The organism is Pseudomonas sp. RW10S2 (genome assembly GCF_014268985.1).
GTDB lineage: Bacteria > Pseudomonadota > Gammaproteobacteria > Pseudomonadales > Pseudomonadaceae > Aquipseudomonas > Aquipseudomonas wayambapalatensis.
In genome coordinates this window covers 1-22,533 of the sequence record NZ_JABWRO010000103.1, presented here as the reverse complement: position 1 = coordinate 22,533, position 22,533 = coordinate 1, and the positions used below count along the sequence as shown (strand labels likewise).

At 63.3% G+C, this 22,533-nt stretch carries 20 protein-coding genes; 4 read left to right on the top strand and 16 right to left on the bottom strand.

The genetic code is table 11. From position 1 onward, the window contains the following. Window positions 1-13: 13 nt before the first annotated feature. On the bottom strand, window positions 14-1,516 hold the full coding sequence (gene lysS / locus HU729_RS19835) for a lysine--tRNA ligase (RefSeq protein ID WP_054895070.1): 1,503 nt from the start codon (window positions 1,514-1,516) through the stop codon (window positions 14-16). Window positions 1,517-1,609: 93 nt separating this feature from the next. Beyond that, window positions 1,610-2,705, bottom strand: a protein-coding gene (gene prfB, locus HU729_RS19830; RefSeq protein WP_186711318.1) for a peptide chain release factor 2 whose coding sequence is annotated in 2 segments (ribosomal slippage) — window positions 1,610-2,632 and window positions 2,634-2,705 — 1,095 coding nt in all. Because the reading frame shifts where the segments join, the coding sequence is not laid out codon by codon here. Between the two features lie 270 nt (window positions 2,706-2,975). On the opposite strand from prfB, the gene HU729_RS19825 reads away from it, so the two are divergent. Together HU729_RS19825 and HU729_RS19820 are read left to right on the top strand one after the other, a co-directional pair. Next, a complete protein-coding gene (locus tag HU729_RS19825; RefSeq protein WP_186711317.1) occupies window positions 2,976-3,350 on the top strand; it encodes a hypothetical protein in 375 nt (124 codons plus the stop codon). Window positions 3,351-3,544: 194 nt separating this feature from the next. Continuing rightward, a complete protein-coding gene (locus HU729_RS19820; protein WP_186668674.1) occupies window positions 3,545-4,744 on the top strand; it encodes a hypothetical protein in 1,200 nt (399 codons plus the stop codon). A gap of 38 nt (window positions 4,745-4,782) precedes the next feature. On the opposite strand, the gene HU729_RS19815 is transcribed toward HU729_RS19820, so the two are convergent. From HU729_RS19815 to HU729_RS19765, 11 genes are all read right to left on the bottom strand, one after another. Further along, on the bottom strand, window positions 4,783-5,787 hold the full coding sequence (locus HU729_RS19815) for a PleD family two-component system response regulator (protein WP_186668676.1): 1,005 nt from the start codon (window positions 5,785-5,787) through the stop codon (window positions 4,783-4,785). Between the two features lie 51 nt (window positions 5,788-5,838). Beyond that, window positions 5,839-6,852: a chemotaxis response regulator protein-glutamate methylesterase gene (locus tag HU729_RS19810; protein WP_186668678.1), complete on the bottom strand. Its 1,014-nt coding sequence runs from the start codon at window positions 6,850-6,852 to the stop codon at window positions 5,839-5,841. Next, window positions 6,849-9,131, bottom strand: coding sequence for a hybrid sensor histidine kinase/response regulator (locus tag HU729_RS19805; RefSeq protein WP_186711316.1), 2,283 nt, complete (start codon window positions 9,129-9,131; stop codon window positions 6,849-6,851). Before HU729_RS19805 ends, HU729_RS19810 begins: the two co-directional genes overlap by 4 nt. Next, the gene (locus HU729_RS19800) at window positions 9,128-9,802 is read right to left on the bottom strand and encodes a chemotaxis protein CheW (protein WP_186711315.1); all 675 of its coding nucleotides are present in this window, start codon (window positions 9,800-9,802) and stop codon (window positions 9,128-9,130) included. The genes HU729_RS19805 and HU729_RS19800 overlap by 4 nt, the downstream gene beginning before the upstream one ends. Beyond that, window positions 9,799-11,070, bottom strand: coding sequence for a CheR family methyltransferase (locus HU729_RS19795; protein ID WP_186711314.1), 1,272 nt, complete (start codon window positions 11,068-11,070; stop codon window positions 9,799-9,801). The genes HU729_RS19800 and HU729_RS19795 overlap by 4 nt, the downstream gene beginning before the upstream one ends. Then, the gene (locus HU729_RS19790) at window positions 11,067-11,573 is read right to left on the bottom strand and encodes a chemotaxis protein CheW (RefSeq protein ID WP_186668686.1); all 507 of its coding nucleotides are present in this window, start codon (window positions 11,571-11,573) and stop codon (window positions 11,067-11,069) included. The genes HU729_RS19795 and HU729_RS19790 overlap by 4 nt, the downstream gene beginning before the upstream one ends. Window positions 11,574-11,578: 5 nt before the next feature. Beyond that, window positions 11,579-13,201 carry a methyl-accepting chemotaxis protein gene (locus HU729_RS19785; protein ID WP_186711313.1) on the bottom strand — a complete coding sequence of 541 codons (1,623 nt, stop codon included), beginning with the start codon at window positions 13,199-13,201 and terminating at the stop codon, window positions 11,579-11,581. Between the two features lie 126 nt (window positions 13,202-13,327). Beyond that, window positions 13,328-14,053 (bottom strand): tellurite resistance TerB family protein, encoded by a 726-nt coding sequence (locus HU729_RS19780; protein ID WP_186668690.1) that lies wholly within the window; start codon window positions 14,051-14,053, stop codon window positions 13,328-13,330. 122 nt (window positions 14,054-14,175) lie between these two features. After that, window positions 14,176-15,282 (bottom strand): NADH:flavin oxidoreductase/NADH oxidase, encoded by a 1,107-nt coding sequence (locus HU729_RS19775; RefSeq protein WP_186668692.1) that lies wholly within the window; start codon window positions 15,280-15,282, stop codon window positions 14,176-14,178. A 149-nt stretch (window positions 15,283-15,431) separates the two neighbouring features. Continuing rightward, the gene (recJ, locus tag HU729_RS19770) at window positions 15,432-17,141 is read right to left on the bottom strand and encodes a single-stranded-DNA-specific exonuclease RecJ (protein WP_186668694.1); all 1,710 of its coding nucleotides are present in this window, start codon (window positions 17,139-17,141) and stop codon (window positions 15,432-15,434) included. A 29-nt stretch (window positions 17,142-17,170) separates the two neighbouring features. After that, the gene (locus HU729_RS19765; protein WP_186668695.1) at window positions 17,171-17,713 is read right to left on the bottom strand and encodes a YaeQ family protein; all 543 of its coding nucleotides are present in this window, start codon (window positions 17,711-17,713) and stop codon (window positions 17,171-17,173) included. A 163-nt stretch (window positions 17,714-17,876) separates the two neighbouring features. Here HU729_RS19765 and HU729_RS19760 point away from each other — a divergent pair, with 163 nt between their 5' ends. Both HU729_RS19760 and HU729_RS19755 read left to right on the top strand, forming a co-directional pair. Then, a complete protein-coding gene (locus tag HU729_RS19760; RefSeq protein ID WP_186668697.1) occupies window positions 17,877-19,076 on the top strand; it encodes a CaiB/BaiF CoA-transferase family protein in 1,200 nt (399 codons plus the stop codon). Between the two features lie 20 nt (window positions 19,077-19,096). Then, complete coding sequence (locus HU729_RS19755) at window positions 19,097-19,969, top strand: TIGR02285 family protein (RefSeq protein ID WP_186668802.1); 873 nt, start codon at window positions 19,097-19,099, stop codon at window positions 19,967-19,969. A gap of 136 nt (window positions 19,970-20,105) precedes the next feature. Here HU729_RS19755 and HU729_RS19750 read toward each other — a convergent pair whose 3' ends face one another. The 3 genes from HU729_RS19750 to thrC form a co-directional block, all read right to left on the bottom strand. After that, entirely contained in the window at window positions 20,106-20,387 is a 282-nt protein-coding gene (locus HU729_RS19750) for a DUF3509 domain-containing protein (protein WP_186711312.1), read from the bottom strand. A gap of 74 nt (window positions 20,388-20,461) precedes the next feature. Then, window positions 20,462-20,902, bottom strand: coding sequence for a histidine kinase (locus tag HU729_RS19745; RefSeq protein WP_186668701.1), 441 nt, complete (start codon window positions 20,900-20,902; stop codon window positions 20,462-20,464). A gap of 185 nt (window positions 20,903-21,087) precedes the next feature. Then, window positions 21,088-22,497, bottom strand: a complete 1,410-nt coding sequence (gene thrC / locus HU729_RS19740; RefSeq protein ID WP_186668703.1) for a threonine synthase — start codon at window positions 22,495-22,497, stop codon at window positions 21,088-21,090. Window positions 22,498-22,533 lie beyond the last annotated feature (36 nt).

Sequence of the window (22,533 nt, the reverse complement as noted above, 5' to 3'; positions counted from 1 at the left end):
TTTTTCAATTCACTCAAGCCTGCGGACGCATGTGCGGGAACAGGATCACATCGCGAATCGACGGCGAGTTGGTCAACAGCATCACCAGGCGGTCGATACCGATGCCTTCACCGGCGGTCGGCGGCATGCCGTATTCCAGGGCACGCACGAAGTCGGCATCGTAGTGCATGGCTTCGTCGTCACCGGCGTCCTTCTCGGCAACCTGCGCCAGGAAGCGCTCGGCCTGGTCTTCGGCATCGTTGAGCTCGGAGTAGGCGTTGGCGATCTCGCGGCCACCGATGAACAGCTCGAAGCGATCGGTCACGGCCGGATTGTCGTCGTTGCGACGGGCCAGCGGCGACACTTCGAACGGATACTCGGTAATGAAGTGCGGCTGCTCCAGCTTGTGCTCGACCAGCTCTTCGAAAATCATCACCTGCAGCTTGCCCAGACCTTCGTGCCCCAGCACCTTGGCACCGGCTTTCTTGGCGATGGCGCGGGCCTTGTCGACGTCCTGCAGGTCGGCGGCAGTCAGCTCGGGGTTGTACTTGAGGATCGAATCGAACACCGACAGGCGCGCGAACGGTTCGCCGAAGTGGAATACCTTGTCGCCGTATGGCACGTCGGTAGTCCCCAGGACCAACTGCGCCAGCTCGCGGAACAGCTCCTCGGTGAGGTCCATGTTGTCGCGGTAGTCGGCGTAGGCCTGGTAGAACTCGAGCATGGTGAACTCGGGGTTGTGCCGGGTCGAAACGCCTTCGTTACGGAAGTTGCGGTTGATCTCGAAGACCTTCTCGAAACCACCGACAACAAGCCGCTTGAGGTACAGCTCCGGCGCGATGCGCAGGAACATGGCCATGTCCAGGGCGTTGTGGTGGGTTTCGAACGGCTTGGCCGCAGCGCCGCCAGGGATGGTCTGCAGCATCGGCGTCTCGACTTCGAGGAAGTCGCGCTCGATCAGGAATTTGCGGATATGCGAGATCACCTGAGAACGCACACGGAAGGTGTGGCGGGTTTCCTCGTTGACCATCAGGTCGACGTAACGCTGGCGATAGCGCTGCTCGGTGTCGGTCAGGCCGTGGTGCTTGTCAGGCAGCGGACGCAGCGACTTGGTCAGCAGGCGCACGTCGGTCATCTCGACGTACAGGTCGCCCTTGCCCGAGCGAGCCAGGGTGCCTTCGGCGCTGATGATGTCGCCCAGGTCCCAGGTCTTGACCGCGGCGAGGGTTTCTTCGGGCAGGGTCTTGCGGTTGACGTAGACCTGGATGCGACCGGTCATGTCCTGGATCACCATGAACGAGCCACGGTTGAGCATGATGCGACCGGCAACCTTGACCGGGATCGCGGCTGCTTCCAGCTCTTCCTTGGTCTTGTCCGCGTACTGTTTCTGCAGGTCGTTGCAGTAGCTGTCGCGACGGAAGTCGTTGGGGAAGGCGTTGCCCTTGGCACGCTCGGCGGCAAGTTTTTCCTTGCGCAGGGCGATCAGGGTGTTTTCTTCCTGTTGCAGGTCTTGCGATTCGGTCTTGAGGTCGCTCATGTCGTCATTGTTTCCATCAGGTATTCGGTGCCCCTGTCGGGCAGGGCACGCGATACGGGCCCATGGCCTCGTATCGCGGCGGTGGTGTGCGGTTTACAGCCCCTGCTTGAGGCTGGCTTCCAGGTACTGGTCGAGGTCGCCGTCGAGGACCTTCTGGCAGTCACTGCGCTCGACACCGGTACGCAGGTCCTTGATACGCGAGTCATCGAGTACATAGGAGCGGATCTGGTGACCCCAGCCGATATCCGACTTGCTGTCTTCCAGCGCCTGCGAGGCGGCGTTGCGCTTCTGCATTTCCAGCTCGTACAACTTGGCCCGCAGCATTTTCATGGCGGTATCCTTGTTGGCGTGCTGGGAGCGTTCGTTCTGGCACGCCACCACGGTATTGGTCGGCACGTGGGTGATACGCACCGCCGAGTCGGTGGTGTTGACGTGCTGACCACCCGCGCCGGAGGAACGGTAGGTGTCGATGCGCAGGTCGGACGGGTTGATCTCGATCTCGACCTTGTCGTCGATCTCGGGCGAGACGAACACCGCCGAGAAAGAAGTGTGGCGACGGGCACCGGAGTCGAACGGGCTCTTGCGCACCAGGCGGTGCACGCCGATTTCGGTACGCAGCCAGCCGAAGGCGTACTCGCCCTTGATGTGCACGGTGGCGCCCTTGATACCGGCGACTTCACCTTCGGACAGCTCGATGATGGTGGCGTCGAAACCGCGCTTGTCGGCCCAGCGCAGGTACATGCGCAGCAGGATGTTGGCCCAGTCCTGCGCCTCGGTGCCACCGGAGCCGGCCTGGATGTCCAGGTAGGCGTTGTTCATGTCCATCTCGCCGCTGAACATGCGACGGAACTCGAGCTGGGCAAGGTTTTCTTCCAGGCCTTCCAGTTCGGTCACAACGTCGCCGACGGCAGCTTCGTCACCTTCCTCGACCGCCATGTCGAGCAGGTCCTGGCAGTCGCCCAGGCCGTTGGACAGCTTGTCGAGGGTCTCGACCACTTGCGCCAGCATGGCACGTTCGCGGCCCAGGGCCTGCGCGTACTCCGGCTTGTTCCAGACGTTGGGGTCTTCCAGCTCGCGGTTGACTTCGATCAGACGATCAGCTTTGTGATCGTAGTCAAAGATACCCCCGAATGGACTGGGAACGTTCGGTGAGGTCCTTGATGGTGTTCAGGATCGGTTGGATTTCCATGGCTTCTGGCTACTCGCACGAATTCGGTGAAAAGCCCGCGAGTATAACCCAGTCCGAGCCACGGCGGCAGACCCGTCGGGCGCCGCACTTCGGCAAAAGCGATCAGCACCGAACGCTGGCAGGGGTAACGAGCGAGCGCGGGAACGTCGATTGCAAACCTCTTCGACCTAGTATTTTTGTCAGTAGATAAGTACCACAGCCTATGCACTAATGAGCTTGCAGGCACCACCAACATTTAAGGTCAGGCGCAGTTGCGCAAGGAGACATACAATGAACAGTGTAACTAAACCAGCGAATGAAGAAGATGTATACAACCCCCCTGAGGTTCCGGACTTCAAGGATAACAAGATCTATTTGGATAAGTTGGGAGAAGAACTCAAGGTCACCTTCGAGTATGACGACATTGCGGAAGGCCACACAGTAGGCATGCGCTGGCGTGGGAATGCGACGTACGACCTGCCTCTGCAGAAAGTGAAAGATGAGAAAGTCATGACGTTCGTCATTCCTTATGGTGTGGTCAAAACAGACCTCGGCAACAAATGGACATCAAAACTGACGGCCAGCGTAGGTATTCCTGGGAAGCCGCTCTCGATCAGCAAAACACTCGAAGTCCGGGTTTTTGAATCAGAAGATAAAAAATCTTAATACCCGGAGGGCACAACAAAGTCATTAGCCTGCTCACCCTCAACTTTATTGCGCCCTTCTGATTTCGTGGAGCGCTGGCGTACACGCCAAACTAACGTCAGCGTCACCATGACCGCTTCTATCTCACGAACAAGGAAGTCATGATGATAATGCCAGTAAAGCCATGTACTTACCGCATAGGCCCAAGTGCTCTGTTGTTGGCGCTGCTGGCGATGACCGCTTGCCAGACTCACCAGGCAGAAACACCTGCGGTGGCGGCGATCCAGTCATCGACTCAGGCGGCGACCCAACTGGAACTGTACCGCCCGCGCTTCCCCAACTCCGGTTCCAGCACCGTGGATGTCGATGCCATTGGCGATTCGGTCACCGTCAGCTTTCTCTACAAGCCCATGACGCTGAACGATACGGTGGGCATGCGCTGGAAAGGTCGCAGCGAATGGCTTGCAAAAACTCAGGTCGTCAAGACCCCCAATGTACCGCTGATGTTCCAGATTCCCAGAAGCGAAATCGCCAAGGATATTGGAAGTACCGCCGTGGTCACGGGCAGTGTCGGTGTCGGCGGTAATCCGCTGCTCATCTCGCCGCCGTTCAACGTTCGGGTGACACAAACCGGTACCGACCCCGGTTCAAGAATTGCCGCTAATCTGAATGCTCGTTACAACGCCAGGGAAAATACTTGCCCGGGAAATCTGCCTGCCTACTACTGTAATGGCATCATCATTCGCTCAGTGGACGACGGCCCCTTCAACCCGTGGGACCCGAGCCCATCCGCAATTAAACTGGGTGCCGTGTCCTTCTCTTACTTTCGCGTCGATTCCGTTGTGAGCAATTTCTACCGGGATGCAGGCTTCATCTTCCTTCCGCAAGCCGAGGCTGCCGCAAAAGGCAAGGGGATGGAGTACCTGTGCATCTACGCCTATGATGCAGCGACGGCAGTCGGCGTTCGCTCTGGCAAGGGCTGTGGCCTGAAACCGCGAAGCGTGGCAGCGGCAGACCTCAGCACCTGCGCCAGTGTAAACGTGACAACGGAGGCCACCTGGTATGCGTACTCCAGCAAACTGCCCGACCGAAACTATCAATGCTCACTGAGTACCCAGAATGCCGCACAGTTCGCGATCAGCTACAAGGTACGCAGCAATCCACCGCCGAACATCAAAGCGGCCTGGAATGAGTTGATGGTGAATCTTTGGCCGCAGAACTATGGTGCCCAGCTGCCAATCGAGGCGTTCTTCTACAAGGTCGGCAACACCGCTTCGCTCAACAATGCCAAGTCATTCCAGACCAAGTTCAAGGCCAACACCGGGATATGGGTACCGGTAGTGGCGCTGAACCTGAAACAGCTCACCCACTCACCGTTCAGCTACAACAAAGCCGATCAGGCCGTTCAGCCTTGAGGGCGGGCAAGTGCAGATTCATTTCATGCAGAACCGCGTCATGCAATGCCAACCTGGTTACGCCCACTATTCTTGGCCAGGTAAAGCCCCTTGTCTGCGGCAGAGATCAACTGCCGACAGTGGCTGCCCACCACCGGTGTCTGGGTGGCCAATCCGATGCTTACCGTCAGGCGCGCATCGGATTGCGGGGCATTGTGCGGAATATTCAGGGCGAGCACAGTCTGACGCAGTTTTTCCGCAATCAGCCGTGCACCACCCGGCGAGGTGTTGGGCAGCACCAGAGCGAACTCCTCGCCGCCATAGCGCGCCGGCAGGTCGCTTGGGCGCGAGCAGGAGCCGCGGATTGCCTCGGCCACCTGGCGCAGCGCTTCGTCACCGGCCAGATGACCGAAGCCGTCGTTGTAGGCCTTGAAGTAGTCGACATCGATCATCAGCAGCGACAGCTGCTGCTGCTCGCGCATGGCGCGGCGCCACTCCAGTTCCAGGTATTCGTCGAAATGGCGGCGGTTGGACAGCCCCGTCAGGCCATCGGAGTTCATCAACCGCTGCAGCATCAGGTTGGTGTCGAGCAACTGCTGCTGGCTGACGCGCAGGGCGCGGTAGGCCTCGTCACGCTGTAGCAGGGTGAGGTAGGAGCGCGAGTGATAGCGGATACGCGCCACCAGCTCGATGGTGTCCGGCAGCTTGACCAGGTAGTCGTTGGCCCCGGCGGCGAAGGCCGCACTCTTGACCAGCGGGTCTTCCTTGGTCGACAGGACGATGATCGGGATATCCTGGGTCGCCGGGTTGTTGCGGTACTCGCGCACCAGCGTCAGGCCGTCCAGACCCGGCATGATCAGGTCCTGGAGGATCACCGTCGGCTTGATGCGCATGGCCTGGGCCACTGCCTGGTGTGGATCGGCACAGAAGTGGAAGTCGATGTTCTCCTCGTGGGACAGCCCACGACGCACCGCCTCGCCGATCATCGCCTGGTCGTCGACCAGCAGGACCATCGCGGCGCTTTCGTTGATCGTCGTGAAACCATCGATCGGTAGGTCATTCATCCCTATTCACCAGGTCACTACCGGCCAGGCGGCGTGACTCAATACATATCGTCATTTCGGAAAGATTTCCATAAGTCGCCCGGCAATTCGCTCCAGCGGTCGTATCTCGACCGCCGCCTGGATCGCTGCGGCGGCCTTGGGCATGCCATACACCGCACTGCTTTGCTGGTCCTGGGCGATGGTCAGGAAACCCTGCTCGCGCATCAACTTCAGCCCCTGCGCGCCATCGCGGCCCATGCCGGTGAGCAGCACGCCCACCGCATCGCTGCGCCAGAAGCGCGCCACGCTCTCGAAGAACACGTCGATCGAGGGGCGGTAGATTTCGTTGACCGGCTCGGCGGTATACGCCAGTTGGCCATTCTGCAACAGCCGGATGTGGTGGTTGGTGCCTGCCAGCAACACCTGCCCCGGCTGCGGTGGTTCACCCTCACGGGCCAGGCGTACCGGTAGCCCGGACACACCACTCAGCCATTCGGCCATGCCGGCGGCGAACACCTGATCGACATGCTGGACCAGCACGATGGCCGCCGGAAAATCCTGCGGAAGCCCCTTGAGCAGTACCTCAAGCGCGGCTGGCCCGCCTGCGGACGAGCCAATGGCCACCAGGCCACAACGACGCGCTAGATTGCGGACCGGCGCCGCCACGGAGCGGACTGCGCTGGAGCGCTGCTGGCCGATCAACCAAGCGATGTTGAGGATCTTGCGCAGCAAAGGCGCCGCCGCCTCCCGGGCATCGCCCGCACCCAGTGCCGGCGTATCGACCACATCGAGGGCGCCGTGGCCCATGGCCTCGAACACCCGGTGCACATTCTGCTTGCGATCCACCGTGACGATGACGATGGCGCAAGGGGTTTCGGCCATGATCCGGCGAGTCGCCTCCACGCCATCCATCACCGGCATGATCAGGTCCATGAGGATCAGGTCCGGCGTCTGCTCGGCACACTTGTGCACGGCTTCGACGCCATTGTTGGCCACCCAGATCACTTCGTGCGCGGGCTCGAAGGCCAGCGCACGGCGCAGCGCCTCGACAGCCATGGGCATGTCATTGACGATGGCGATCCTCATCCCTGGGCTCCTCCGATCAACTCCACCACCGCATCCAGCAACGCATCGTCATGGAAGCTGGCCTTGGCCAAATAATAGTCGGCGCCGGCATCCAGTCCACGTCGGCGGTCCTCTTCCCGGTCCTTGTACGACACCACCATCACCGGCAGCGATTGCAGGCGACTGTCGCGACGCACCAGGGTGACCAGTTCGATACCGTCCATGCGCGGCATGTCGATGTCGGTGATCAGCAGGTCGAAGTCTTCGCTGCGCAGGGCGTTCCAGCCATCCATGCCATCGACCGCCACCGCTACGTCGTATCCGCGCGTACCCAGCAGCTTGCGCTGGAGCTCGCGTACCGTCAGCGAATCGTCGACCACCAGGATGCGCTTGCGCACCACACCCCGGCCCGCCCGTGCACCGCGATCGATACGCTCCAGGCGCCCGGTGCTCAACAGCTTGTCCACCGAGCGCAAGAGGTCTTCGACATCGATGATCAGCACCACCGAACCATCGTCGAGCAAGGCGCCGGAGGAAATGTCCTGGACCTTGCCCAGACGCGGGTCGAGCGGCATCACCACCAGCACCCGCTCGCCGATCAGGCGCTCCACGGCCACACCATACAGTTGCTCGCACTCACGAATGACCACCACGCGCAGGCTGTCCGCCTCGTCCTGCGCGGCCGGACGGTTGAGCAACTGGCTCGCGGCGACCAGGCCGATGTGGCGGTCCTCGTGCCAGAAGTGCTGGCGGCCTTCGATCTGCACGATGGCCTCGGCCGGTACGTCGAGGGTGCGTTCGATATGCGCCAGCGGGAAGGCATAGGCTTCGCCACCGACCTCGACCACCAGGCTGCGCACCACCGACAGGGTCAGCGGCACCTCCAGGTGGAAGCAGCAGCCCTGCCCTGCCACCTGAGTGAGCTCGATCGACCCGCGCAGTTCGCGCACCATGTGCTGCACCGCGTCCAGGCCGACCCCACGGCCAGACACCTCGGTGACCTGGTCACGCAGGCTGAAACCGGGCAGGAACAGGAAGGTGAGCAACTCGGCCTCGCTCATCTGCGCCACGGTCTCGGCGGGCGACAGTGCCCGCTCGACGATGCTGCGGCGCAGGCGCTCAAGGTCGATACCCGCACCGTCGTCGCTCAGTTCGAGAATCAGCAACCCGGCCTGATGCGACGCGCGCAGGCGCAGCGTGCCGTCACCGGGCTTGCCCGCCAGCAGGCGTCGCTCGGGCTGCTCGATGCCATGATCGACAGCATTGCGCAGCAAGTGCGTGAGCGGCGCCTCGAGTTTTTCCAGCACATCACGGTCGACCTGAGTCTTCTCACCCTCGATCAGCAGCCGCACCTGCTTGCCCAGGGAGCGCCCGAGGTCGCGCACCATGCGGCTCTGCCCGGTCAGCACATCGGCGAAGGGGCGCATCCGGCAGGCCAACGCAGTGTCGTACAGCAACTGCGCGCGCTGGCTCGCCTGCCAGCCGAATTCGTCGAGGTCGGCAGCCTGCTGCTGGAGGATCTGTTGGGTTTCGGCGAGCAGGCGCTGGGTCTGGGCCAGGGCGTCGAGCACTTCGGCGCTCTGGCCGCTGCCTTCGAGCTGGGTCTTGAGCCCGTCGAGGGCGCGCATACCCTGGCCATGCATGCGCTTAAGGCGCTGCAGGCTGGCGAGATAGGGCTTGAGCCGCTGGGTTTCCACCAACGACTTGCTCGACAGGTCGAGCAGACTGTTCAGGCGATCGGCGGTGACCCGCAGCACGCGCTCACCGCCTTCGCCTGTGCGCTTGCCGCTCCTGGGTGCGGGAGCAGGCTCCACTTCTGGCTCAGGCTCCACAGGCATCGCGGGCACTTCGGGCGGCATCGCGAGAGGCAAAGGTTCAGCCGATGCGCCGGCAGCGTCCAGCGCAGGCGCCGAAGGGTCGAGCAACATGGCCATCTGTACCAGGAACGCCGGCACCGCCGCCTCGCCCTGGGTGTCCCCGGGCGTTGCGATGCGCATCAGCAGGTCAGTGCCCTGCAACAAGGCATCGATGTGTTCGGGGCGCAGCAACAGGCGCCGCTCCTGGGCCGCGACCAGGCAATCCTCCATGACATGGGCGACGCTGACACCGGCATCGATGCCGACGATACGCGCCGCGCCCTTGAGGGAGTGCGCCGCACGCATGCAGGCTTCCAGCTGATCGCCCTGGGCCGGATTGCGCTCGAGGGCCAGCAGCCCGGCACTGAGCACTTGGGTCTGGGCCTCGGCCTCGAGACTGAACAGCTCGAGCAACGATGCGTCGCGCATTTGCTCCGGGGTCATGACAGGCTCCGCTTCACGGCAGACAGGAGGTGTTGGTCATCGAGTACGCGCACACTGCGGCCACGCCACTGCATCACCGCCAGTGTGAAATGGGCCGTGTCGTGCTCCTCGTGCAAGCGCGAAAGGTCCAGGCGATGGATGCCGTCGATCTCGTCGACCGGCAATACCACCGGCCCACCTTCGGCAGCCAGGATCAACATCCGCGGCATCACCCGCCCACTGCGCTCCTGTGCTGGCGCCAGCTCCATGCCCAGCAGGTCAGCGAACGACAGGCACGGCACCAGCGCACCCCGCACGTTGGCGACCCCCTGCAGCATCCGCGAGCGCTGGTGCGGCAGCGAGTGAACGGCTTGCAGCGGCGCGATTTCCGCCAGGCAGGCAGTGGCCAGGGCCAGCCATTCCTCGCCCAGCCTGAACAGCAGCATGGAGCGACCGGCAGTGCCCTGCTCCACCTGCTCCACCTGCGCCATCTCGAGATGCTCGTCCTGCAGCAAGGTGTAGCGGTCGAGCAGGCGGGTAGCCGCAGCGGCATACACTTCGCAATTGCGGCAGTGGATGTGCCGGTCCAGCAGGGGGCATTGCTTGTCGCCATGGACACCGATGCGATTCCAGCAATCATCGATATCGTCATGGTCCTGGGCGATCAGGTCCATCGAGTAGGCACCGCTCATCGTTCAGACTCCCTGCCCGCCCGCGCCGCCCTTTCCTGCAGACGCCGTGCCCCTGTGACATCCCCCTGGGATGCCAGCAGCGTGGCCAGGTGCAGCAGTGCCTCGGTGTGCTGGGGCTCCAGGTACAGGGCCTTGCGGTAATGCTTGAGTGCTTCGCCGGCATCGCCCTGGGTATCGCTGAGCAGCCCCAGCCAGTAGTAGACCTGCGCCTTGGGCTCGAACAGACGCAAGTAGCGCTCGCAACTGGCGCGGGCCTGCTCGCTGGCCCCGGCATTGGCCTGACGGGCGATGGCTGCCAGCAGTTCGGTTTCGTTCTCGTTCACGGTCGGCAACGCAACCGGCCTGGCGGGCGGGCGAGCAGCACGGGCCAAGGATGGCGCCACCACGGGCATGGCGACAGGACGCGGCGCAGCTACCGGCGGGACGCTGGGTCGTGCCGGCGGCACCGGGCTGACCGGCGGCTGCACGCCGACCTGGTCCTGACGCACATAGGCGAACGACTGCGCGATGCCGATCGGCCGCATGCCCAGACGCGCCAGCAAGCTGCCCTCGGCCGGGCCGATGAACAGCACGCCATCGTCGTGGAGCAGTTGCTTGAGCACCTCGAAGACCCGCTGCTGGGTGGGTACGTCGAAATAGATCAGCAGGTTGCGGCAAAAGACAAAATCGTAGACCCCCTTGCGGCTGCGCAGGGCAGGATCGAGCACATTGCCAGGCTGCAGGCTGACCTGCTGACGCACGCGCTCATGCAAGCGGTAACTGTCATCGGCGCAGTCGAAATGCCGCTCACGGAACGCCAGTTCACTGCCGCGGAACGAGTTGCGGCCATACACGGCCTGCTCGGCACGGGCGAGGGAACTGGGGCTGATGTCCATCCCATCGATGCGCACGGCCGATGGCGGCAGACCCGCATCGAGCAGCGCCATGGAAATCGAATAGGGCTCCTCGCCGGTCGAGCACGGCAAGCTGAGGATACGCAGCGGCCGTGATCCGGCCAGCTCGACCAGGCGTTTCCGAGCCAGCCCGACCAATGCCGTGAACGACTCGGGGTAACGGAAGAACCAGGTCTCGGGAACGATCACCGCCTCGATCAACGCCTGTTGCTCACCGGACGATTGCTGCAAGCGCAGCCAGTAATCGTCGAGGTCACGCGCGGCGAGTGCCACACATCGCTGGCGCAAGGCCCGCTCGACCATCGGCGCGCCCACCGACTCCACATCCAGGCCGATGCGCTCCTGCAGGAAGCCGAAGAAGCGTTGTTCGATCATCCTGCCACCTGCGTGGATTGATCAGGGAACAAGAGCAGGCGCACGGCATCGCTCAACAGGTCGTCGACCTGGATGCGCTGCAACAGCCCCTGTGCATCCTGCCGCACAGGCCCCAGGTAACGCGCCTCGCCGTTGTCCACCCCGTAGGGCTGGAACTCGTCGGGTTGGCAACGCAAGGTGTTGGTCGCCTGCTCGAGCACCAGCCCCAGTTGCAGGTCAGCGCCATAACGCACCAGTACCAGGCGCGTACTGGTGCGCTGCGGCGCAGGCTCACCGAAGCTCAGGGACGACAGGTCGATGACCGGCACCAGCGCGCCACGATGCCCGAGGATCCCGGCGACCCAGGCGGGTGCCTGGGCGATGGGCTTGAGCGGACGCAACGGCAGCACCTCTATCACCTCGCGCACATCCAGGGCAAAGCGCTGTCCGCCGATATGGAACAGCAGGTACAACACGCCCTTGGCTTCGGCCTGACGCTGATCACGCGGTTGCAGATCGTTCATCACCGTCAGACTTTGAAGCGCGACACACCGCCACGCAGCCCGGCAGCCACCTGGCTCAGTTCGTCGATGGCGAAACTGGCCTGGCGCAACGACTCGACCGTCTGCGTGCTGGCATCACTGAGCTGAGCCAGCGCCTGGTTGATCTGCTCGGCGCCGGTGGCCTGTGCCTGCATGCCCTCATTGACCATCAGCACCCGTGGCGCCAGCGCTTGCACCTGATGAATGATCTGGCTGAGCTGCTCGCCGACCTGCTGCACCTCGAACATGCCACGGCGCACCTCCTCGGAGAACTTGTCCATGCCCATGACCCCAGCCGACACTGCGGACTGGATCTCGCGCACCATCTGCTCGATGTCGTAGGTGGCCACTGCGGTCTGGTCGGCCAGGCGACGCACTTCGGTGGCCACCACGGCAAAACCACGACCGTACTCGCCGGCTTTTTCCGCCTCGATGGCGGCGTTGAGCGACAGCAGGTTGGTCTGGTCGGCGACCTTGACGATGGTCACCACCACCTGGTTGATGTTGCTGGCCTTCTCGTTGAGGATGCCCAGCTTGGCGTTGACCAGGTCGGCGGCGCCCATCACCTGGTGCATGGTTTCCTCCATGCGCGCCAGGCCTTGCTGGCCGGAGCCGGCAAGGCTCGAAGCCTGGTCGGCGGCACTGGTCACCTCGGTCATGGTGCGCACCAGGTCACGCGAGGTCGCGGCGATCTCGCGCGAGGTGGCGCCGATTTCCGTGGTGGTTGCCGCGGTTTCGGTGGCGGTGGCCTGCTGCTGCTTGGAGGTGGCGGCGATCTCGGTGACGGAGGTGGTCACCTGCACCGATGAGCGCTGGGCCTGGGCCACCAGGTTGGCAAGTGCCTCGCCCATTTCATTGAAGCCGTTCTCGATGGCGCCGAACTCATCCTTGCGGTCCAGGTTCAGGCGCGCACTGAGGTCACCCGAGCGCAGCTTGTCGAGGGCGTGCACGATGCGCTGCATGGGTGCGCTGATGGCGCGCATCAGCAGCAGGCCGCAGATGCCGGCGGCGACGATCGCCAGGATCAGCGAAACGATCATGCTGCCCTTGGCGGTGGCCACGGCGCTGACGATCTCGCGAATGGCGGCATTGGCGGATTCGGTATTGCGGTCGATCACCGTGTTCAGGTGCTTGCGCCCGGCGGTCCAGGCCGGTGTAAGCACTTCGGCGATCAGGCGCTCGGCTTCGGGGTAGTTCTTCTCGCGGTAGGCTGCCAGCACCTGGTCGACCACCTTGACGTAGTCTTCCTCGAGGCGCACGAAGGTGTCGAAGGATGCCTGGTCCTGCGCATCCTGAATCGTGCCCTGGTAGTTGGTCATCTGCGCCCTGAGCCGGTCGTGGAAACCCTTGAACAGTTCGATATCGGCAGAGGTCAGTTCGCGATGGTCGGACAAGCCGACCAACTGCTGGCTGGCGACGTAGCTGTCGACCCAGGCGCTGCGGATCATCGAGCTGTAGTAGATTCCCGGAATGCTGTCCGTAGCCACTGCCTGCTCACTGGCTTCGATGGTCACCAGGCGTGAATACGCCGCGACGATCATCAACAGCATGATGGCGATGATCACGGCGAAACTTGCCAGGATCCGTTGGCGCAAGGTCCAGTTCTTCACAATCAGCCCTCAGGAATTCTTCACGAGCGGGAAAATCGTCGAAGTATAGCCTAGCCGCCAGGCGCTTTATCGGTTGAATTGCGGAGTATTCAGGCATCCCTGCCGATTAAATGGCCAATCGCCACTTCACTGCGCTGCAGCGTCCCGCACCTGGCGCTCCAGTTCCTCGCGCAAGTTCGGGTCCAGGCGCAACTGGCGGGCCAGTTCGTCAAGGTAGGCGCGCTCCATGAAGTGTTCCTGATCGACCATCATCACACTGGCCAGGTACATCTCCGCGGCCATTTCAGGCGTCTGCGCGGCACGGGCCACTTCGGCGGGGTCGAGCGGCTTGTTCAGCTCGGCATGCAGCCAGGCCTGTAGCTCGCGATCGTTGTCCAGGCGCACGAATTCGCCTTCGATCAGTTCACGCTCGCGCTCGTCGATATGGCCATCGGACTTGGCCGCCGCCACCAGCGCCTTGAGCACCGCCTGGCTGTGTTGCTCGGCCTGGGCCGGCGGCAGGCGATCGAGGGTCTGTGGCTCCTGCGCCGCAGCCTGGCCCTGGCGCGCCTGCCAGTTGCCATAGGCTTTGTAGGCAAGCACGCCAAGCGCAGCGAGGCCACCATAGGTAAGTGCCTTGCCACCGTACTTGCGCGCCTTCTTGCTGCCCAGCAGCAGGCCCATGGCCCCGGCCGCCAGCGCCCCGCCTCCGGCACCGGAAAGCAGGCCGCCAAGGCCTGCCCCCTTGCCCTGGCCACCCCCGAGCAGGTCGCCAATACCGGGCACCTTGCCCGCCCCGCCCTTGCCCTGCTGGTTCTGCAGCAGCGACTGGCCGGACTTGAGCAATTGATCGAGCAGACCACGGGTGTTCATCTGGATGACTCCTGGACGGATAGGGAAGCTCCAGATTAGGCCCGCAGCCTGAATTCTCGCTTAATGCATTTGCTTCGGGATGTTGCATTAGTCTCGTCGAGCGTTTCCACCGTGCGGATCTGTCAATCCCGCAAGTCCGACTCATGAATCGGGTTGGCCCGGCTGGTCGCACGCTGGTACTGCGCAGGCCAGGTTGCCTTGTTGCCACCCAGGTCATCATCGGCATGCAGCGGCCAGTAGGGGTCGCGCAGCAGTTCGCGGGCGAGGAAGATCACATCGGCCTGACCGGTACGCAGGATGTGCTCGGCCTGGGCGGGTTCGGTGATCATGCCCACGGTGCCGGTGGCAATTTCCGACTCTTTGCGTACGCGCTCGGCGAAGCGAGTCTGGTAACCCGGGCCGGTGGGGATCTCGGCATTGACCGAGGTACCGCCCGAGGACACGTCGATCAGGTCGACCCCCAGCGCCCTCAGACGACGCGCCAGCTCGACCGTTTCGTCGGGGTTCCAGCCATCTTCGACCCAGTCGGTTGCCGAGACCCGCACGAACAGCGGCAACTCCTGCGGCCACACCTTACGTACGGCCTCGGTCACCTGAAGCGTCAGACGAATACGGTTCTCGAAGCAGCTGCCGTACTCGTCACGCCGCTGGTTGCTCAGAGGTGAGAGGAACTGATGCAGCAGGTAGCCGTGGGCCGCATGGATTTCGACGACCTTGAACCCGGCCGTCTTCGCACGCTCGGCGGCCTGGACGAAGGCCTGGACGACGCCCTGGATTTCATCGTGGCTCAGCTCGCGCGGCGGCGTATGCTCCGGGTCGAAGGCGATCTTCGAAGGCCCGACCGGCTGCCAGCCGCCGTCCTCGATCTTTACACTACCGTGTTTGCCCAGCCAGGGACGATGGGTGCTGGCCTTGCGCCCGGCATGCGCCAGCTGGATGCCCGGGACGGCGCCCTGGGAGGTGATGAAGCGGGTGATACGTTGCAGCGGGGCGATCTGGTCGTCGTTCCACAACCCGAGATCTTCGGCAGTGATTCTTCCATCGGCAGTGACAGCCACCGCTTCGGTGATCACCAGCCCGGCGCCACCGACGGCGCGACTGCCCAGGTGGACCAGATGCCAGTCGTTGGCCAGGCCATCGACGCTCGAGTACTGGCACATTGGTGATACCGCAATGCGATTGGGCAGGGTCAGCTGACGCAGGGTATACGGCTCAAGCAGCAGGCTCATGAGGGGACCTCCCAAGGACTCCAATGGTCATCCGACCCGGACACTCGTGTGCGGCCGTGGCCCGGTACCGGTCTTTGTTGAGACTAGACCAGATTACCTTGGGGGGAAGTTCCGCCGGATGGACGCCGCGCGCTGACATCTGCCCCGTGTCAGCGCGGCTCCATGTGCGCGATCATCAACTGCACGCTCTCATTGCCGCGAAACTCGTTCACATCGAGCTTGTAGGCCACCTCCACCCAACGCACTGTCGGATTGGGCCAGATTTCGCGGTCGATGCCGAAGGCGATCCCATCAAGTTTCACCGAGCCGCACTCGCTCTTGAGCACCACTTTCAAATGCCGCTCCCCTACCACGCGCTGTTCGACCAACTGGAACACGCCATGGAACAGCGGCTCGGGAAAATGCTGCCCCCAAGGGCCGGCATTGCGCAGGGCACGAGCCAGGTCCAGATGGAATTCCTCGACCGCCAGGGTGCCATCGGACAGCAGGCGCCCGGTCAGGTCGTCCTCGCACAACTGGCGCCGCACCTCTTCGTCGAACGCATCGGCAAAGGCCTGGAAGTTGGCCTCCGGCAGCGACAAGCCTGCGGCCATGGCATGGCCGCCGAACTTGCTGATCAGGTGCGGGTGGCGCGCGGCCACGGCATCCAGCGCATCACGGATATGGAAGCCCGGCACCGAACGCGCCGACCCCTTGAGCATACCCTCGCCCGCATCGGCAAAGGCAATGGTCGGCCGGTGGTAGCGCTCCTTCAGGCGCGAGGCGAGGATGCCGATCACACCTTGGTGCCAGTCGGCGTCGAACAGACACAGGCCATAGGGCATGGACTCGACCGGCAAGTCCTTGAGCTGGGCCAGGGCTTCACGCTGCATGCCCTGCTCGATGGACTTGCGATCCTGGTTGAGCCCGTCCAGTTGCCCGGCCATGTCCAGCGCCACGGCGGCGTCTTCGCACAGCAGGCATTCGATGCCCAGGCTCATGTCGTCCAGCCGACCGGCGGCATTGAGCCGTGGTCCGAGGATGAAACCCAGGTCGGTCGAGGTGATGCGCCGGTGATCGCGGCGCGCCACTTCGAGAATTGCCTTCAGCCCGGGGCGAGCGCGCCCGGCACGAATGCGCTCGAGGCCCTGGTGCACGAGGATACGGTTGTTGGCGTCCAGCGGCACCACGTCGGCGACACTGCCCAGCGCCACCAGGTCGAGCAGTTCGCCGATGTTCGGCTGGGCTTGCGTCTCATAGCGGCCAAGGCTGCGCAGGCGGGCACGCAGGGCCATCAGCACGTAGAAGATCACCCCCACGCCAGCCAGCGACTTGCTGGGGAAGGTACAGCCTGGCTGGTTCGGGTTGACGATCGCATCGGCGTCGGGCAACTGCTCGCCAGGCAGGTGGTGGTCGGTGACCAGGACCTTGAGCCCGGCCGCCTTGGCCGCCGCCACGCCATCGACGCTGGAGATACCGTTATCGACAGTGATCAGCAGCTGTGGCTGACGCTGCAATGCCACCTGCACGATCTCGGGGGTCAGGCCATAGCCGTACTCGAAGCGATTGGGCACCAGGTAATCCACATGGGCCGCACCCAGCAGTCGCAGCCCCAGCACACCCACGGTGCTGGCGGTGGCGCCATCGGCGTCGAAGTCGCCAACGATCAGGATGCGCTGACGCAGGTCCAGGGCCTCGACCAACAGGTCGACGGCCGCCTCGATTCCTTTAAGTTGCTGGTACGGCAACAGGCGCGCCAGGCTCTTGTCCAGCTCGGACTCGCTCTGCACGCCGCGCGCGGCATACAGGCGGGTCAACAGGGGCGGCAGGTTACCGAGGAAGGGCAATGCCGATGGCAGGGGGCGGGGTTCGATACGCATGGGGTCTTCGGCGGTCAGATCGGATCAGGTCAGCCGCGCTCACCGAGCAGCCACTGCAGTTGGACTTCGTGCTGGCCACGGTCGTCGGTGACGAATACCGTGCCTTCACTGATCATCACATCCCATTTGATGGTACGCGGCATGTCGGTGGCCAGAACCTCCAGGACTTCCTGCGGAACAGCAGCGATACTCAGGTTTTTCAGGCCCTTGACCGCGCCGACCACCTTGTTCTCCCACACCCGCAAGCTGCCGTAGGCCAGCAGGCTGGTGCGCTCGGTGCGACGCGAGCACCAGGTCAGGCGCTCGGCGTCGGGCTGGCCGACTTCGATCCAGTGCAGGATGCGATCATCCAGGCTTTTTTCCCACAGGGCAGCTTCATCGACATCCGACAGACCGCGGCCGAACGACAGGTTCTCGTTGTACCAAAGGGCGTAGGCCAGCAGACGGACGGCCATGCGCTCCTCAGTCTCCGACGGGTGACGAGCGATCGTCTGACGGACGTTTTCGTACACGCCGCGGTCGAGGTCGGTCAGATTCAGTTCGAACTTGTAGGTAGTGGAAGGCTGGGCCATGGGAAAGGGGCTTCTTTGGAGAAAGTCGCAGAGTTTAACCGATCCGAGTTTGTTGGGGTGGGTGGTTGCGCATCTGCGTGCACTAGACTCTGCCTTGCAACAGTATCTGCCATTGACCAGCTGTGATAAAACCAAGCCTCTTTTCTGTCGCCACGGACGCACCATGCCCACCCCCGCCAAACCCCTCGCCGGTCTGAAGGTCATCGAGCTCGGCACCTTGATCGCCGGTCCCTTCGCTTCGCGTATCTGCGCCGAATTCGGCGCCGAGGTGATCAAGGTCGAATCACCTGATGGCGGCGATCCGCTGCGCAAGTGGCGCAAACTGTATGAAGGGACTTCGCTGTGGTGGTTCGTCCAGGCACGCAACAAGCAATCGCTTACCCTCAACCTCAAGCACCCCGAAGGGCGCGAGATCCTCAAGCAATTGCTGGCCGGCGCTGACATCCTGATCGAGAACTTCCGCCCTGGCGTGCTGGAGAAACTGGGCCTTGGCTGGGACGTGCTGCATGCCCTCAACCCACGCCTGGTGATGGTGCGCCTGTCAGGCTTCGGCCAGACCGGGCCGATGAAGGACCAGCCGGGCTTCGGTGCAGTCGGCGAGTCCATGGGGGGCCTGCGCTACATCACAGGTTTCGAGGATCGCCCGCCCGTGCGCACGGGCATTTCCATCGGCGACTCGATTGCCGCCCTCTGGGGCGTGATCGGCGCGCTGATGGCCCTGCGACATCGCGAGGTCAATGGCGGTGAAGGGCAGGTGGTGGATGTGGCGTTGTACGAGGCAATCTTTGCGATGATGGAAAGCATGGTGCCGGAGTTCGACGTGTTCGGCTTCATTCGCGAGCGCACCGGCAACATCATGCCGGGCATCACCCCCTCCTCCATCCACACCAGTGCCGACGGCCGGCACGTGCAGATCGGCGCCAACGGCGATGCGATCTTCAAACGCTTCATGCAGGCCATCGGCCGCGACGACCTGGCCGAGGACGCGACCCTGGCCAGCAACGATGGTCGTGACCTGCGTCGCGACGAGCTGTACGGGGTGATCGACCGCTGGGTCAACAGCCTGCCGCTGGAACAGGTGATGCAGTCACTGAACGATGCCGGCGTGCCTGCCAGCCGCATCTATTCGGCCGAGGACATGTTCAGCGACCCGCAATTCCTCGCCCGGGAAATGTTCCTCCAGGCGAAACTCCCGGACGGCAAGCCCTTCAAGATGCCAGGTATCGTGCCCAAGCTGTCGCAGACACCAGGCTCCACGGAGTGGGTCGGGCCTGCGCTGGGGGAGCACACGGCGACGCTGCTCGCCGGGCTGGGCTACAGCGATGCCCAGGTGGCACGCCTGCGCGAGCAGGGGGCGGTCTGATCGGGCGCCGAACCAGCATGATGCGCTTGTGTGTGCTGCTCTGCGCCCTGCTGCTGCCCTGGCAGCAGGGCCAGGCCCGTGAGCGCCTGACCTGGCTGGTGCGCGACCTGCCGCCGTTCACCATTCTCGAAGGCCAGGAAAAGGGCCAGGGCGTGGTCGACCGCATGCTGCCTCTGCTCATCGAGCAGATGCCAGAATACGATCACACAGTCCTTCGGGTGAATCGCGCCCGTGGCATCCAGATGCTCCAAGAGCACAGCTTCACCTGCGACCCGACCCTGCTATGGACGCCGGAACGCGCCCGTTTCGTGCACTTTTCCCAACCCTCGCTGCCCATCCTCAGTGGCGGGCTAGTCATCCGCAAGGCTGACCAGAGGCTGCTGGACGATCCCGGGGAAGGCTCGCCTGTGGACCTGAAGCAGTTGCTGGAGCGTCCAGGGCTGAAACTGGGAATCGTGGCCCAGCGCAGCTACGGGGCAGTGGTCGACGATATCCTGCGGCTGTTGCCAGAAGCCACGTTGAGCCGCCACTACGGCAACGATGCCACCGCCAACCTCTTGCAGATGCAGCAGCTGGGGCGCCTGCAACTGGTGCTTGGCTACTGGCCAGAGGTGCGCTACCTGGTCCAGCAGCAGGGCGGCTCGCTGGACAGCTACCAGTTCCACCCGATCAAAGGGGCGAATCGCTACCAGTTTCTGCATGTGGGCTGCTCCGACACCCCACTAGGACGCGAGGCCATCGCCCATATCGACAAGCTGTTGCCACACCTGCGCCAGGAAGTCCTCCCTGAGTTCTACGCCAACTGGCTTGACCCCGAACTGCGCACAGAGTACCTGGAACAGACCCGACGCCTGGTCGAGGAGGCTCCCGCTCCGACCAGCATCAAGCCATGACGCAGGCAAAAGAAACCCCGGATGCTGGGGAAGACATCCGGGGTCAACGCAAAGCCCTTGAATGGACTCTGTACGGCGATCCAACGCTACCGGAGCAAAGCAGCGTTCGAGCACCCTATAAAATCTGACGAGACACTCAGGCAAAGGTTCCCTGAGGTTGATGCCGGTGTTGCAATGCCGCGATCACACAGGGCTGCAGACGCCCTTCGACGATCTGCAGGTCGCGGTGCAGACCGTCGACCAGATCGACCAGCAAGCGCTGCTCCTGTAGCTGGCGCACGCTCACGGCGCGGCGCAATACCTCGTTGCCCTGCGCATCGAGCACGGTGAGTTGGCGATTGCCGCGCGCATCCGCATCGTCGAGTCGGGTGTGATAAGGGGACAGGGCATCGTTGAGCAGGGAGCAGATTCTTTCCATCCGGCGTACTCGCTTTGTCGGGGACCTATCGGAACTGACCGTCAGGCACTTGGGAAAGTTCGCTCGCGCCTGTATCAGCCAGCATGCGTGGGCAACATGACAGTTTCGATATCCCGCCCGGAGTGCCTGCGCGGCGGTCGACGCAGCCGCTGCAATGCCGCCTGCAACCCCCTCATCGACAACGGCCAGGGCAATTGGGCAACGACCCACTGCCCCTGACGCTGGGCCTCGGAAGCGAGATCAGGGCCGCGCACAGGGGGCTGTCCGACGAACAGCAGCGCACGCGCATGGCCCTGCCGGGTCACGTGCTTCAACAGTGCCTGGGCGCTCAGCGCCGGCATGCCATGGTCGATGATGAGCATGTCCAAGGCTCGCATTTGCGCCATGCTTGCCTTGGCGCTGGCCAGATCGCAGGCGATGCGCACGTTGAAAACTCCCAGGGCATTGCAGGCCTGGTGCAAAGCGATCTGCTGGGCGGGATGAGACTGGACGATAAGAATGTTGAGCCGGTGCATGAGCCGCTCCTGAGGGCTGCGAGCCCTGATGGACAGGGCGCCCACTCTAGAAAAGCAGCATAGGGACTCAAATAGGAAAAGCCTGAAAAGACGAAGGATGATTCTGTAATTAAAGAACCGCTCAAACGCAAACGGGGCAAGCCGATGTTCCGACTTGCCCCGCCAATGCCCTCGAGTACCGCGTTTTACAGTGGCTTGCCGCGGTTGCCGTGCTGGCTGACGAAGGCCTGGACCGTCTTCAGGTCATTGGCCAGGACCGTGCAACGCTCCTCGCGGCTGAACAGGTCGCTCAGGTGCGCAGGCAGCTCGAGGGCCTTGCCGACACCGGCCTTCTCCACTGCCTCGGGGAATTTGACCGGATGCGCGGTGCCCAGCACCACCATTGGCGTATCCAGGCTGCGACGGCACTCACGAGCGGCTTTGACGCCGATGGCGGTGTGCGGATCAAGCACTTCGCCGGTGGCCTTGAACACCTCGGCGATGGTCTCGCAGGTCTGCTCGTCGCTCACTGCCAGGGAGTCGAACAGCTTGCGCGCCTCGGTCCAGCGATCCTGCTCCACGCTGAAGCCACCACCCTGCTTGAAGTTGGCCATCAACTCGGCGATCGCCGCGCCGTTGCGACCGTGCAGGTCGAACAGCAGGCGCTCGAAGTTGGACGAGACCATGATGTCCATCGACGGCGAGAGCGTTGGGTGCAGCGCGTCCTTGACGTACTGGTTGCCGCTCATGAAGCGGTGCAGGATGTCGTTGCGGTTGGTGGCCACCACCAGCTGGCTGATCGGCAGGCCCATGTTGCGCGCCAGGTAACCGGCGAAGATATCGCCGAAGTTGCCGGTCGGGACCGAGAACGCGACCGAGCGCGCCGGGCCGCCCAACTGCAGTGCCGCATGGAAGTAGTAGACGATCTGGGCCATGATCCGCGCCCAGTTGATCGAGTTGACCGCGACCAGGCGAGTGCCCTTGAGGAAGGACTGGTCGGCGAAGCTGGCCTTGACCATCTCCTGGCAGTCGTCGAAGTTGCCTTCGATGGCGATGTTGTGGATGTTGTCACCGAGGATGGTGGTCATCTGCCGACGCTGAACTTCCGACACGCGCTGGTGCGGGTGCAGGATGAAGATGTCGACGTTGTCGCAACGGCGGCAGCCTTCGATGGCGGCGGAACCGGTATCACCGCTGGTGGCACCGACGATCACCACGCGCTCGCCACGCTTGACCAGCACGTGGTCGAGCAGACGGCCGAGCAGTTGCAGGGCGAAGTCCTTGAACGCCAGCGTCGGGCCGTGGAACAGCTCCATCACCCACTCGTTGCCGTTCAGCTGGCGCAGCGGTGCCACCGCGGCGTGGGCGAAGGCACCGTAGGTTTCCTCGAGGATCTTCTTGAAGTCGGCATCGGCGATGCTGCCGGTGACGAAGGGGCGCATCACTCGGAACGCCAGTTCGTGATACGGCAAGCCGGCCCAGGAAGCGATTTCTTCCTGGGTGAAGCGCGGCAGGTTTTCCGGCACGTACAGGCCGCCGTCGCTGGCAAGACCTGCCAGCAGGACGTCTTCGAAATTCAGGGCCGGAGCCTGGCCGCGAGTACTGATATAGCGCATTGTGCAAACCTTCGGTTCTGGGCGCCGGGCGGCCGC

What these genes read in the sequence shown, in the direction of transcription:
- HU729_RS19810 (WP_186668678.1), bottom strand. Translation starts at nt 6,852, where the DNA reads ATGAGGATCGCCATCGTCAATGACATGCCCATGGCTGTCGAGGCGCTG.
- HU729_RS19760 (WP_186668697.1), top strand. Translation starts at nt 17,877, where the DNA reads ATGCCCACCCCCGCCAAACCCCTCGCCGGTCTGAAGGTCATCGAGCTC.
- HU729_RS19750 (WP_186711312.1), bottom strand. Translation starts at nt 20,387, where the DNA reads ATGGAAAGAATCTGCTCCCTGCTCAACGATGCCCTGTCCCCTTATCAC.
- HU729_RS19805 (WP_186711316.1), bottom strand. Translation starts at nt 9,131, where the DNA reads ATGACCCCGGAGCAAATGCGCGACGCATCGTTGCTCGAGCTGTTCAGT.
- HU729_RS19795 (WP_186711314.1), bottom strand. Translation starts at nt 11,070, where the DNA reads ATGATCGAACAACGCTTCTTCGGCTTCCTGCAGGAGCGCATCGGCCTG.
- HU729_RS19755 (WP_186668802.1), top strand. Translation starts at nt 19,097, where the DNA reads ATGCGCTTGTGTGTGCTGCTCTGCGCCCTGCTGCTGCCCTGGCAGCAG.
- HU729_RS19800 (WP_186711315.1), bottom strand. Translation starts at nt 9,802, where the DNA reads ATGAGCGGTGCCTACTCGATGGACCTGATCGCCCAGGACCATGACGAT.
- HU729_RS19780 (WP_186668690.1), bottom strand. Translation starts at nt 14,053, where the DNA reads ATGAACACCCGTGGTCTGCTCGATCAATTGCTCAAGTCCGGCCAGTCG.
- HU729_RS19775 (WP_186668692.1), bottom strand. Translation starts at nt 15,282, where the DNA reads ATGAGCCTGCTGCTTGAGCCGTATACCCTGCGTCAGCTGACCCTGCCC.
- HU729_RS19825 (WP_186711317.1), top strand. Translation starts at nt 2,976, where the DNA reads ATGAACAGTGTAACTAAACCAGCGAATGAAGAAGATGTATACAACCCC.
- recJ (WP_186668694.1), bottom strand. Translation starts at nt 17,141, where the DNA reads ATGCGTATCGAACCCCGCCCCCTGCCATCGGCATTGCCCTTCCTCGGT.
- HU729_RS19790 (WP_186668686.1), bottom strand. Translation starts at nt 11,573, where the DNA reads ATGAACGATCTGCAACCGCGTGATCAGCGTCAGGCCGAAGCCAAGGGC.
- HU729_RS19745 (WP_186668701.1), bottom strand. Translation starts at nt 20,902, where the DNA reads ATGCACCGGCTCAACATTCTTATCGTCCAGTCTCATCCCGCCCAGCAG.
- lysS (WP_054895070.1), bottom strand. Translation starts at nt 1,516, where the DNA reads ATGAGCGACCTCAAGACCGAATCGCAAGACCTGCAACAGGAAGAAAAC.
- thrC (WP_186668703.1), bottom strand. Translation starts at nt 22,497, where the DNA reads ATGCGCTATATCAGTACTCGCGGCCAGGCTCCGGCCCTGAATTTCGAA.
- HU729_RS19765 (WP_186668695.1), bottom strand. Translation starts at nt 17,713, where the DNA reads ATGGCCCAGCCTTCCACTACCTACAAGTTCGAACTGAATCTGACCGAC.
- HU729_RS19815 (WP_186668676.1), bottom strand. Translation starts at nt 5,787, where the DNA reads ATGAATGACCTACCGATCGATGGTTTCACGACGATCAACGAAAGCGCC.